This is a genomic window from Paraglaciecola aquimarina (assembly GCF_032464635.1).
Taxonomy (GTDB): Bacteria; Pseudomonadota; Gammaproteobacteria; order Enterobacterales; family Alteromonadaceae; genus Paraglaciecola; species Paraglaciecola aquimarina.
In genome coordinates this window covers 569,287-583,019 of sequence record NZ_JAWDIO010000002.1, presented here as the reverse complement: position 1 = coordinate 583,019, position 13,733 = coordinate 569,287, and the positions used below count along the sequence as shown (strand labels likewise).

Here is a 13,733-nt window from a genome sequence, read left to right as displayed (position 1 = left end):
TGAGGAAAATATGTCCAGTCATTTATTTCATTCGTTGTTTAAGAAAATAACTACCTATGTTGGCATCTTAGTTATTCTCTTTTGGACTGGCTCCGTTAGCTCTCAAACGAGTTGTTCAGTACAAAGTGTAGCAGACGACTTCACAACGAATTCATACAGTCAGAATAGCGGCAGTGTAAATTGGAGTGGTAACTGGACGGAAATTGGCGAATCGGACGGCGTCAATTCGGGCGTAGCAAGAGTCAACAACAGCTTATGTTCAGATGGCAGTTGCTTGCGCCTTGGTATAACGTCTGGCAGCGGCGCTGGGACATACAATAATGTTGGCGTGTATCGGCAAGTAGACTTACATGGGGCCTCTAGTGCCACGTTGTCATTTGTCTACCGAAGTGGTGTTAACATAGGTGACCAAACAGTTGTATTGTCGATTTCTAATGATGGAGGTGCTAGTTGGACCTCCTTACGTAGCTACTATATAGGTAGCACAGATACTTCAGCCAATTCACAATCTTTTGATATTTCATCTTACGTTGCTGATAACACGCAAATACGCTTTTTGGCTTCCGCTAATAATGCTGAAATTGGGATGTATATTGATGACATAAGTATTAGTTACCAACCCACTTGCTCGGCCACGCCTATCGCGGAATATAGGTTTGAAGAAACTAATTGGGATGGTACTGCAAATGAAGTGCTTGATTATTCGGGGAATAATTACCATGGACGTGTTACCAACGGCAGCACACCTAAGAGCTCATTTCCCGCCTTAACAGGCCCCCTTGGCACTTGTGGCTATGCTAGCCAAACGAGCGGTTCGATTGAGATCCAAGGTTTGCCTCTGGATACCACTACAGATGGGGTTAAAACAACCATTACTTTCTGGATGAATTGGGATGGTACCAGTAGCATTATGCCTATCGGCTGGAGCTATCATGATTTATTTCTTGTGCGTGGTGGAATCGGTTTCAACACTGGAAACGCCGATCTTTACGGGGTGTCGAGTGCCGGTTTAGCTAATGGTTGGCATCATATAGCGGTTGAATTTACTAATGGTAGTGTCAGCCAAAATCGCATTCATATTGACGGTGTAGAGCAAGTCTTAAGTCAGCGTACAGGCTCACCAAATAACGACAATACCTATGTGAATAGCACCCTGCGTATTGGTGGTTGGATAAATAGTAGAAGTTATGATTTTTACGGCCTGATAGATGAGGTACGAATATATGATCGTGAATTATCGACCGCACAAATAGAAACGATAATGAGTGAACGCCACCCATGCCCTGCTAAGCCGATTGCTGAATATCGATTTGACGAGCTTCTGTATAATGATCTTGATAATACCGTGCAAGAACATGTTGGAGGCCTAAACGGCCAGGCTGGTTTCCGCAGATGTTGCTATTGGCAAAGTGTGTAATGCGCTAGATCTAAGTGCTTCTGGTATCGATGATTACTTAATTTTAGATGAACAGGTGTTAACAGGGCAAACCGATTTTACTGTATCTGTTTGGGCCAAAACAACCAATACGGGCACTCAAGCTATCTTATCGGGGGCCGGTACTAACCGAAACGATTTACTTATGTGGTTTTATGATAAGGATACCTTTAGGCCTTATCTTAAGAATACGGTTAACGGTGATATCACTGTAGATAGTGTCGCCGATGATAACTGGCAACACTTTGTTTGGACACGCGAGGGAGACCAAAGTTGTATTTATCAAAATAAAGAACTGCAGGGTTGCTTGACGCAACCAACATCAGCACTAAGCATTCAGAGTTTAATCTTAGGTCAAGAGCAAGACAGCATTGGTGGGAATTTCGACGCCTCCCAAGCCTTTAACGGATTGTTAGATGAGCTGGTCATTTATCATCAAGCTATGACCCAAAGTGAAATAAATGCACTTTATGACAATCAAGCTGCTGGGTTGAATGTTGACGGCAGCCCTCGAGTTTGTCCAACGCCAGCAACTTTACTCGTAGAGTATCGGTTTGAAGAGTCTAGTTGGGATGGTAGTGCAAATGAAGTCTTAGATTATTCTGGCAACGATCATCATGCCAGAGTGCTCAGTAATTCAACACCTGCCACGGCCATACCTGCTTTGACTGGGGCACTTGGCACTTGTGGCTATGCTAGTCAAAATGACGGTTCAATTCAGGTGACAGGTTTGTCGTTAGATAGTACAACAGAAGGAGTCAAAACTAGCGTTACCTTTTGGATGAATTGGGATGGTACAACTAGCGTCATGCCTATAGGTTGGGATCTTCACGATATATGGGTGGCATATGGCGCTTTTGGATTTAATACAGGGGCGGGTGATATTTACGGTGTGTCGAGTGCAGGCTTAGCTAATGGCTGGCATCATATTGTTGTTGAATTTACTAATGGTAGTGTTACGGATAATCGTATTTTTATCGACGGCGTTGAGCAAGTATTGTCACAACGTCGAAGTTTAGCGAATTTAAGTCGAGCCTATGTCAATAGTGAATTTAATATTGGAGGTTGGTCAGCAAGCAGCTCCTTTAATTTCCATGGTCTAATAGATGAAGTACGTATTTATCAGGGAAAGTTAACTAATACTGATGTACAAACCATAATGAACGAAAGGCATGAATGCCCTGTGCCGCACCATTATCAAATTCAGCATGCCGGTCGAGGATTAACCTGCGAAGCTTTGCCAGTTACTGTTAAAGCTTGCGCTGACGCAGAATGTGATACGCTATATGGTAATGAAACGACCCTGTCCTTATCTCCTTCTGGCTGGGCGAATAGCGATACTATGACTTTTACAGGTGAGCTTTCTACGTCTTTAAGCATCAAAAGTGCAGGTGTTTACAATATAGCCCAAACGAGTGCTAGTCCAATTGCACCACTGAGTTGTGTTAGCGGTGGCACCACAACTTGCGAAATAGAGTTTGTTGATTCGGCTTTTGTATTCTTTGGCGAAACCGCTGCCGATCCTTTGCCTGATCAGCTGGCAGAAGCCAATTTTCAACAGGTAAATTTGCGCGCAGTCGAAAAAAACACGTCTACCGGTGCCTGCCAGGCTGCATTAACAAGCACCACAAATATTACCTTAGGGTACGATTGCATTAGCCCTACAGAAGATAAATGTTTAACGCCTTTTTCTGGAATTGCTATTGATGGTGATGGAACAGGTGAGTCAACGGGAACGATTGCGGTCGCTTTTAACGCCAGAGGTTACGCTGAGTTGACGGCATTGAACTATGCCGATGCGGGACGATTAATGCTAAGTGCCCAAAGTGATAGTCATCCCAATATAGCTAAAGGTACGGCATTAGTTGATGTTTACCCTAGTTACCTGAAATTAAGTGTCGCAGACAATGCCTTATTGTATAGCGGTGCGACAGATTCTGATTTATACACAGCAGGAAATAATTTTAGCTACACGATAGGTGCCTACGGTGTAGATGATCACTTATTGCAAAACTACCAAGGAGCAAATTTATCGCTAAAAGTAGTTCGAGATTACCCTACAGTTACCAATACCGTAGACGGTGAGTTCAGATATAAAAACGGTAGCACAGTGACAAGCGCAACGGGGACAACAACTTTCACTCGTGTTAACGGGCTAACATTTTCCGGTGGCCAACATACTTATGCAACGGCCTATTATAGCGAAACTGGACGCATTTCCCTTGATGTACAAGATTCAAATTACTTGGGTAATCAAATAGACGCTAACGCATTAAGCTTAGGGACGTTCATACCGGGCTACTATGACATAAGCGAAGAGTCGACAGCTGCCGACGCCAGTTTACAGAACGTTCATGTTAATAGTGGGGCAGACGATTTTAGTTATGTGGGTCAGGGGATCACTTTCGCGAAAGAACCTACCTTGTTAATTATCCCTAAAAATGCACTAGATGAAACTACCAAGAATTATATCTACAGTGATTGGACATATGCTCCCACTTTAGCCGACCTAAATAACCCAGCCAAACTACGTTTTAGCGACACCAGCTCTTATGTGGGCAGTGCTCAAGTTGCTCATCAAAACGCTCCTTTAACAACCATTGTAACTTCAGAATTTGCTAAGCGTATAGCCCTTAATAGTACTAAAATCACTTACAATAAAGTGAATGCTAGCGGTGTAATGTATGGGCCTGTAGAGCCGTTTGATGCAAGCTTAGAAATCAACTATTTAGCAGACTTTTTTACCGATGAGAATGGTCTTTGCTTTAAACAAAACTATGCCGCTAGCGACTGTGATGGCTACGATTTTACCGATGTAGAAGGTGCCAGCTTACGATTTGGACGATTAACCTTAAAAAGCAATTACGGACCAGAAACTGAACCATTGCAGGTGCCTATTGTGGCTGAGTATTTTGATGATGGTAAATGGTTAGTTAATTCATGGGATAATCACACAGAGATCGGTTTTGCAGAAGCGAGTGGACATCTTATTTTGTCGAAAAAAGGAGACGCGGATTTAACCAATGATATTGATAGTCTCAGTAGTGCTAATGTTTTACTGTTAGGAAAAGCAGCTAACAATTCAGACTTACTGTTTAATGCGCCAAACAAAATAGGTGAATTGATTTTACAACTCAACCCGGTACTTACGCCGACAATTTGGCCGGAGTATTTAAATTATGATTGGAATGGTGATAAAGTGATTTGTAATCTAGCTAGTTGTCCAGATGGGCCTGACCTAGGCTCTGCTGCAGATCTCACTGATTATCCGAATGCCACCATAAGTTTTGGTTTATTTAGGGGCAATGATCGTATTATTCAGTGGCGTGAGGTGTTTAATTAGGCTTGAGCTTGTCTATAAAATTCAATTTGCTTGTTTAACGCTCTTGCGCTTTTTGTTGTAACTCAATAGCATAGAGCTACATAGTTGTTTTAGCAGACTTTACCCTGCTTTGTATCATAACAATAAAAATAGTTGCCTTTAGGCAACCCTTTGGAACCGAATAATGAACCGTATAGCTCAATTAACTTTTCTCGCAGCACTTTCGTTTAGCCAGATCGCTTTGTCTGCAGGGCTTTCTGTCTCTGACATAGAACAAAAAATCTCCGCTAAACAGTCAGAATATGAGAATTATAACAGTGTCTTAGATTCTGAAATTAGCAATGCTGCTAAATTAGAAAGAGGGTTAGCTGACCTAAGAAAAAATGTGACTTTAGCTGATGCTGATAGACAATCAGCGTTAATTGAAATGAACTTACAATACGATAAAGTCATTGAAAACCCCGAGCTAGATATTGCCCCCGCACGATCAGCCTATGCCAAGGCGGTGAGAACTCACAAAGCGATAAAAGACGCGATTAGCGATAAATATAATCAGTGGCAAGCGAAGCTGCAAGAAGTCGAACAAATGCAGGTCTCTAAACATAGTTTATTGAATACCATTGAAGGGTTAAAAGAACAGTTAAATAGCGCACGTGTAGATCGCTTATATGAAGAGTTTAACCGTAAAGAAGCGGTCGTAGTTAGTCACAAAATAGCCTGTGATAAAGACGAAACATTGTCTAAATGTACCGAGCGTGGCAAGTCATTGGCAAAGCAAAAAGCATCCAAGCGATTCTTGGACACTGTATATAGCAGTTTAAGTGAAGCCAAAGAAGTAGAAAAAAGAAGACCAACATCAGATGTATCGGTACAAGTTCTACGTAGTGATGTAGCTGACAGCAATTTTAGTGGTCAGGGCAACTACAATGTTAAAATGAACCTGCAATTACAAGGCAATTTAAAACGCTCAGAAGGGTGCCAGTTGTTAGGCTTAGATCGCCGTTACTGTGTTAGCTTTGCCGGTAAGAATACCGTTAAGTTGGGGGCTGCGGCGCCTATTTTGGTCACGGATGATTCAGTGATGTATGAGCTAACTGTTCGTTCAAACGTATTTGATGATGAAGTGTTTATTGATGGTGTAAGTTATGGTTCGACTAAATTGCAAATTATGTTGCCATCGGGTCAACATGACGTAGAAGTGACCAAACGTGGTTATGAATCAAATCACCAACAAATTACTTTAAATGAATCAAAAACCATAAAAGTAGAATTAGAGCGTGCTCAATATCGCTTTAGCAAAGGCGAACGTATCCAAGACATATTAGCCGGAGATATCCCCGGACCTGACCTAGTTGTGGTACCAGCGGGAAATTTCCGTATGGGCGACATTACTGGATTGGGCTTAGCTAACGAAAGACCGGTGCAAACAAAAGATCTAAAACAATCTTTTGGAATAAGTGAAACAGAAATTAGTGTAGGGGCATTCAAAGCATTTGTGCGAGCTACTAGTTATGTTACCGATGCCGAAAAAGGCGAAGGTTGCGCATTCTATCAAGATGGAAAAGCGGTGTGGCAAGCCAATCGCAATTGGCGTAGCCCTGGGTTTGCTCAGTCTGACAACCATCCTGTGGTTTGCGTTAGTTTGAAAGATGCACAAGCTTATGTAGATTGGGTTTCGAAAGCCAGTAGCCAAGCTTATAAGTTACCTACTGAAACGCGTTGGGAGTACGCCGCACGAGCAGGCAAAGAGACAGATTATTGGTGGGGTGAGGGAATTAACTCAGATAACGCGAACTGTGGCTGGTGTGGTAGCCAGTGGTCTAACGTTAGTACCGCTCCTGTTGGTTCGTTTGAACGCAATGATTTTGGTTTGTTTGATACTGTAGGCAATGTGTGGGAGTGGACAGTAAGTGAGAAAAGTTCAAGCCATGCGGTTGTTCGAGGTGGCGCTTGGAATTTTGCGCCGCGTTTAGCTAGAGCATCGACTCGAATGGAGTTGGATGGTAGCTTCCGTGCAAACTACATTGGCTTTCGCGTAGTTAGAGAACAATAACTTTCTATTGCTAAATTCATATAAATAAAAATCCCGACTATTAGTCGGGATTTTTATTTGGCTATTATTATTTTGAGAAAACTTTAGTTTTTAGCACTTTCAACGTTTTCTTACAAAAAAAGCGTCAAAAATCCACTTTTTATCATGCTAAGGGATCTCAGCTCTTGCTGAAATCTAGGCGCGTTGGTAAAATTAATGGATATATATAACTTACCAACCAGGATTCGGTTTTTCCATGTTTAAGAAGCTTCGAGGAATGTTCTCAAATGATTTGTCCATCGACCTCGGTACAGCAAACACACTGATTTATATTAAAGATCAAGGAATTGTTCTTAATGAACCATCTGTTGTTGCTATTCGCCAAGAAAGAGCAGGTGGTCCAAAAAGCGTTGCGGCTGTCGGTCGTGAAGCCAAACAAATGTTAGGTAGAACGCCTTAGCAATATTAAAGCTATTCGCCCCATGAAAGATGGCGTTATTGCTGATTTTTATGTGACTGAGAAAATGCTACAGCATTTTATCAAGCAAGTTCATGATAATAATTTCTTACGCCCTAGCCCTAGAGTCCTGGTCTGTGTGCCTTGTGGTTCGACACAAGTAGAGCGTCGAGCGATACGTGAATCAGCTTTGGGTGCGGGTGCTCGAGAAGTCTACTTAATTGATGAACCAATGGCTGCGGCTATTGGCGCTGGTTTACCGGTCTCGGAAGCAACAGGTTCTATGGTGGTTGACATTGGTGGTGGTACTACTGAAGTCGCTATTATTTCACTTAACGGTATCGTTTATTCTTCATCAGTGCGCATTGGTGGAGATAAGTTTGATGAAGCCATTATTTCTTATATTCGTCGTAATTTTGGTTCATTAATTGGTGAAGCTACGGCAGAACGTATTAAGCACGAAATTGGCGCCGCCTATCCGGGTGAAGACGTAAAAGAAATCGAAGTACGTGGTCGGAATCTAGCTGAAGGTGTTCCTCGTGGATTTACCCTAAATAGCAACGAAATTTTAGAGGCATTGCAAGAGCCTCTAACCGGTATTGTTTCAGCGGTTATGGTTGCGTTAGAGCAGTCTCCACCAGAGTTGGCTTCTGATATTTCAGAGCGAGGCATGGTATTAACCGGTGGTGGTGCTTTACTTAAAGACTTAGATCGTTTACTGATGGAAGAAACTGGTATTCCAGTCGTGGTTGCGGATGATCCTCTAACGTGTGTGGCAAAAGGTGGCGGCAAAGCGTTTGAGATGATCGACTTGCATGGCGGCGACCTCTTTAGTTACGAGTAGTTTTAAATAATTAATACAGTAAGCAAGGCAGCATCAAGCTGCCTTTAGGCAAACATACATGAATCTGATGTTTTCTAGAGGTCCCTCTCTACAAAGTCGCCTAGCTCTGAGTTTGTTCCTATCCGTTGCTTTGATTTTATTTGATCATAAATTCAATGGGTTTGGAACCACTCGTGTTTATCTCAATTCTTTGGTGAGCCCACTACAATATTTGGCGAATTTACCCGGTGAGATATTAAATACTAGTGCCGGTCGATTGGTCTCTCGAGAAAGGTTAATCAATGAAAATGCCAAGTTGACTCATGACGCCATGTTAATGAGTGAGCGGTTACAGCAGTTTACGTTTCTTGAAAAAGAAAACGAACGTTTACGTCGTTTGTTAAATTCTCCTGTTCATGACGACACTAAAAAACTGGTCGCCGAGTTAATGGCTGTCGACAATAATCCGTATAGTCACCAAATATTAATTAACAAAGGTGCGATTAATAACGTGTTCGAAGGTCAGCCAGTCCTCGATGACAAAGGTATTGTGGGCCAAATTGTTCAGGTTAGTTCTACCAATAGCCGCGTGCTTCTGTTAGCCGATGTTACCCATTCCATTCCAGTGCGAGTCGCCCGTAGTAATGTACGCTTAATCGTGTCTGGCGCTGGTAGTTTGCAAGAGCTATTCATTCCTCATGTGCCTCATAGTAGCGATCTTGAAGTCGGTGATCTGTTGTTGTCGTCAGGGCTAGGTGAAGTATTTCCAGAGGGATATCCAGTAGCCAAAGTAAAGTCCATTGTGCGCGACGAAAGCAGACCATTTGCTCAAGTTACCGCTACCCCAATAGCGCAGTTAGATAGGTTAAAGTATTTATTATTACTTTGGTCGGAAAAAACGTTGAAGATGAGGCAGTAACGGAATGAGCTTACGCAACTACTCTATCGCTCTAAGTATTATTATCGCCTTGGTCTTACAGATTATGCCCATGCCTGCCATGGTTGATTTATATCGTCCAGATTGGGTGATGTTGGTTCTGAGCTATTGGGTATTAGCCTTACCAAATCGTGTTAACGTAGGTGTTGCTTTCATTACTGGCTTGTTCCTAGATATTCTCGTGGGTACAAGTATTGGTATTCACAGTTTTGGATTGTGTTTGACTATTTATGTATTAGCAGCAAATTATCAAAGGTTGCGTAACTATTCGGTATGGCAGCAAGCGATAGTGATAGGTTTACTGAATGCGTTGTATAATCTAGTTATCTTTTGGTTACAGCATTTACTTACCGATATTTATTTCTTATTCGATTATTTATGGCCTGTCGCAAGCGCAATGGTTATGTGGCCTTGGATATTTTGGTTGCTGCGTAAAGTTCGTCGTCAACTAAGATTGCACTAAGCATGCTCATTTTAGCCTCCCAATCGCCGCGCAGAGTTGAGTTACTCAATCAGCTTGGCGTGGCATTTGTACAACGTTCAATCGATATCGATGAAACTCCCCTACCTAACGAAGATCCTAAAGCTTATGTGATTAGAATGGCTACTGAGAAATCTCAACAAGGCTTTCATCAGCAAAATGCGGATTGTTGGGTATTAGGTGCGGATACAACGGTTGTCAAAGATAATCAAATATTGGGCAAACCAAGAAATCATGCCGACGCACAACAAACATTAAGTTTGTTATCCAATAGCGAACACCAAGTGTACACAGCTGTCGCGGTCACGAGTGCAAAGCGACAAAAATCGATACTCGTTGAAACTATGGTGCATTTTGCTCCTCTAACGAATAGTCAGATTGATTGGTATTGGTCTACTGGTGAGCCGCAAGATAAAGCCGGTAGTTATGGTATTCAGGGATTGGGTGGACAATTTGTAAAAAAATTAATGGTAGCTACAGTGCAGTAGTAGGCTTACCTTTATATGAAACAAAGTCATTATTAACGGAATTTGGGGTTTTAGAATGAGTGCTGAGCTACTAATAAATGTTACACCTTCGGAATCTCGGGTGGCACTGATTGAAAACGGAATTTTACAAGAAATCCACATTGAACGCCACGCTAAGCGAGGATTGGTTGGTAACATTTATCGCGGTAAGGTAAGTCGAGTTCTTCCTAGTATGCAGGCTGCATTTGTTGATATAGGCCTAGATAAAGCTGCATTCTTACACGCCTCAGATATAGCCGTGCATAGTGAAATTGTAGAAGAAGTCAATGCTAGCCACATAGAGAAGCAAGACATACGTGAGTTAGTTAGAGATGGACAGAATATTGTTGTACAGGTAGTAAAAGATCAAATCGGGACTAAGGGTGCTAGATTGACTACTGATATTACTATTCCCTCTCGCTATTTAGTATTTATGCCTAGTGTAGAGCATGTTGGTGTATCCCAGAGAATCGAAGATGAAGCCGAGCGAGAACGCTTAAAAGGGCTGGTTCAAGAATTTTGCAGTGAAAATGGTGGCTTTATTTTACGCACTGCTGCCGAAGGCGTCAAAGCACAAGAGTTGACGCAAGATGCAGATTTTTTAAGACGTTTGTGGGAAAAAATTCGTTCAAGAATGAAAAATAAATCCCATATATTATATGAAGATTTGCCATTGGCTCGCCGGGTATTAAGAGACTTCGTTGGAACTGAGCTAGACCGAATTCGCATTGATTCAAAGTTATCGTTTAATGAGTTGCAACAATTTACTAAAGAATATGCGCCTGAACTCAACCGACTATTAGAATACTATCCTACTGATAGGCCCATTTTTGATTTGTATGACGTTGAAAACGAGGCGCAACGCTCTTTAGAAAGAAGAGTCGATTTAAAGTCTGGTGGCTATTTAATTATTGACCAAACTGAGGCAATGACAACGATTGACATTAATACTGGGGCGTTTGTTGGTCATCGTAATTTAGAAGAAACTATCTTTAATACTAATATTGAAGCCACTCAAGCCATTGCTCGGCAGCTTAGATTGCGCAATTTAGGTGGAATGATTTTGATTGATTTTATTGATATGGCTGACGAAGATCATAAGCGCCGAGTACTGCATAGTTTAGAAGTGGCTTCGAGCAAAGATCGCGCAAAAATTAACATCCATGGTTTTACTGCTTTGGGGTTAATTGAAATGACCCGTAAGCGCACGCGAGAGAGCTTAGAGCATGTATTGTGTGGTGAATGCCCCGTCTGTAAAGGCAGAGGGTCAGTCAAAACGGTAGAAACCGTTTGTTTTGAAATTATGCGAGAAATAGTCAGAGTAAACCGTGCGTACGACGCAGATAAATTTGTAGTGTACGCTTCTCCAGCGGTTGTAGAGGCGCTACTAGGTGAAGAGTCGCACATGCTGGCTGAATTAGAAATGTTCGTCACAAAGCAAATTAAAGTACATACTGAATCGTTATACAGCCAAGATAAATTTGACGTAGTAATGATGTAAATAATCCAATTGAGAAAATGGTAACGTGAAAAAGAGCCTAAATCAGCGTCATATTATGTCGCTTACGTGATCAAAAAACTGTGGGCACTTGTTGCCTGTAGTTTAGTGGTCATTGCGGTGGCTCTTAGTTTAGTACGCTATTCTTTGCCTTACATGAATGAGCAAAAGCACTATCTTGAAGATTGGCTATCTAAACAAGTTGGCACCCAATTGGTGATTGAAGAAATTACGGCCAAGTGGCAAGGAGTCGGGCCAGCCATAGTGTTACGTAATGTGGCGCTGGCAAACAACGAAGATTCTTCAATCAAACTTACCATCGCAGAAACCGCTATTGATATTGATTTTTGGCAATCTGTGCTGGCCAAACAAGTGCAAGCCAATAAATTTGATCTAAATAAGTTGGAGCTGACGTTAGATCTTACTACGATTGAGCAAGAAAACTCCGAAATACAAATAATCGACGCCCTCGAAAATTTATTCTTGCAGCAGCTTCAGCAGTTTTCTATTAGTGAAAGCAAAATCATTATTGATACTCCTCATGATCAACAAGTGGTGTTAATTGACCAAGTGTCATGGGTAAACAAAGGCTTACATCATCAGGGAGTGGGGCAGTTACAGGTAGAAGACTTAGCAAGAAATTCAGCATCTTTTGTTTTAGATTTATATGGTGACAAGAAAGAGCTGACTGGGGTATTTTTTGCAGAGGGTGAAGAAGTTGATTTGTCACCTTGGGTAGAACAATGGCTGGTGACTCCCCACGAGTTGGTTGAAAGCCGCGGTAGTTTTGTTATGTGGGCTTTAATAGCTGAAAATGATCTGCAGTCAATCCAACTGGATTTGTCGAATAGTCGCTTTAAATGGGATACCCCAACGGGTGATATCAGTGCGGTTGTTTTAGGAGGGCAGATTAGCGCTAGCCCTGATCAAAAAGATTGGTTGTTTAATCTTGATAATCTCACTTTGCAACTGAATGACCAAGTGGTTGTGACTAACTGGCTTGGAAAAGTCGAACCTAGCGGCTCTTTATTTTTACAGAACAAACAGGCTGTCCGTTTGTCTCCACTGGTGAATTTATTGCCTTTAGTTGTTAATGAGGCTGATATGGAGATTGTCCATACATTGCAACCTCAAGCTGAATTAACAAACTTACAACTGAATCGTACCGTTGATGGCAATGTAGCCATGAAAGCGTCTTTAGTGGAAATTCAATGGCAGCAGACCGACCTATTGCTTACAGGTATGCAAGGTTTAACGGCCGATATCAATTGGTACAATCAAAATGCAATGGTGTCGTTAAAAAGTAAGTCTGGCACTTTAGCGATAGATAAGTTGTTGACCCATAATATAGATTACGAAAGGTTCTTCATGGACTTGTACGTCCAGACCTCAGAGCAAGGCTTTGCCATTACTTCCGACAACGCATTGTTTAAAAGTGACTTGATAGGCTTTAGCCCTAAATTTTCTTATCACAGTGAAAGTAATTTTCTCGCTTTGGATGCCAAAGTTAATGCCGTCGATGTGACTCACTTACCAAGATTGTACCCCGTTAAATTAATGGGTACAGAAACCAAAGATTATCTTATTGACTCACTAAACAGTGGCCTTATCGCCGGCGGAGATATTTTGTGGCATGGTGCGCTGAATGCTTTTCCTTTTGCGGATAATCAAGGGATTTTTCAATTAGGCCTAAACGTAGATAATGGAAACTTTAGATTTTCTAGCGATTGGCCTGCATTGACTGAACTAGATGTTGACCTACTTTTTGAAAACCAAGGTTTGTTCTTGTCTAGCCAACAGGAAATTTGTTGGATGTTAAACTGACCCACTTGGCCGCAAAAATACCAGTACTACAGGATGGCGCAGTATTGACTATTGACGCTAAAGCCTCAGCTGAAGGTCAGCAAGTAACTGAGCTAATGCTGCAATCCGATTTAGCAGACTCCCTAGGAGTGACCTTGCAAAAAGTGCAAGTCAGTGGCGAGCTTAGCACTGATTTACACTTACATATTCCGCTGACCGGCGAGGATGTGGTCGCTAAAGGCGAAGTGCATTTAGCCGAAAACGAGGTGTTGATTGCCGATCTGGACTTAATGTTAGCCAAGGTTAGTGGTGATGTCGCCTTTGTAAATGATGAAATTTTCTTCGACAACATAGATGGTTTGCTGTTAAACCAAAAGGTGGATGTTGAATTCACCGGTGCCCAGAAAAGCAAGGTTATCAAGCTAAAATCCTATTAAAC

Annotated in this window: 6 protein-coding genes and 3 pseudogenes; all 9 read left to right on the top strand. The window is 41.9% G+C overall.

Going from position 1 to position 13,733, the window contains the following annotated elements; all coding sequences use genetic code 11:
- Window positions 1–10: 10 nt before the first annotated feature.
- Window positions 11–1,417, top strand: a complete 1,407-nt coding sequence (locus RS130_RS03485; RefSeq protein WP_316024809.1) for a LamG domain-containing protein — start codon at window positions 11–13, stop codon at window positions 1,415–1,417.
- Window positions 1,410–4,778, top strand: coding sequence for a DUF6701 domain-containing protein (locus tag RS130_RS03480; protein WP_316024808.1), 3,369 nt, complete (start codon window positions 1,410–1,412; stop codon window positions 4,776–4,778). The genes RS130_RS03485 and RS130_RS03480 overlap by 8 nt, the downstream gene beginning before the upstream one ends.
- A gap of 163 nt (window positions 4,779–4,941) precedes the next feature.
- Complete coding sequence (locus RS130_RS03475; RefSeq protein ID WP_316024807.1) at window positions 4,942–6,810, top strand: formylglycine-generating enzyme family protein; 1,869 nt, start codon at window positions 4,942–4,944, stop codon at window positions 6,808–6,810.
- 235 nt (window positions 6,811–7,045) lie between these two features.
- Window positions 7,046–8,090: pseudogene (locus RS130_RS03470) on the top strand (rod shape-determining protein).
- Between the two features lie 58 nt (window positions 8,091–8,148).
- Entirely contained in the window at window positions 8,149–8,988 is an 840-nt protein-coding gene (gene mreC, locus RS130_RS03465) for a rod shape-determining protein MreC (RefSeq protein ID WP_316024806.1), read from the top strand.
- A 4-nt stretch (window positions 8,989–8,992) separates the two neighbouring features.
- Window positions 8,993–9,469, top strand: coding sequence for a rod shape-determining protein MreD (mreD, locus tag RS130_RS03460; protein WP_316024805.1), 477 nt, complete (start codon window positions 8,993–8,995; stop codon window positions 9,467–9,469).
- Window positions 9,470–9,471: 2 nt separating this feature from the next.
- Window positions 9,472–10,034 (top strand): annotated as a pseudogene (locus RS130_RS03455) (Maf family protein).
- Entirely contained in the window at window positions 10,031–11,494 is a 1,464-nt protein-coding gene (rng, locus tag RS130_RS03450) for a ribonuclease G (RefSeq protein WP_316024804.1), read from the top strand. Before RS130_RS03455 ends, rng begins: the two are co-directional and overlap by 4 nt.
- A 66-nt stretch (window positions 11,495–11,560) precedes the next feature.
- Window positions 11,561–13,731: pseudogene (locus RS130_RS03445) on the top strand (YhdP family phospholipid transporter).
- The last annotated feature ends 2 nt before the right edge of the window (window positions 13,732–13,733 follow it).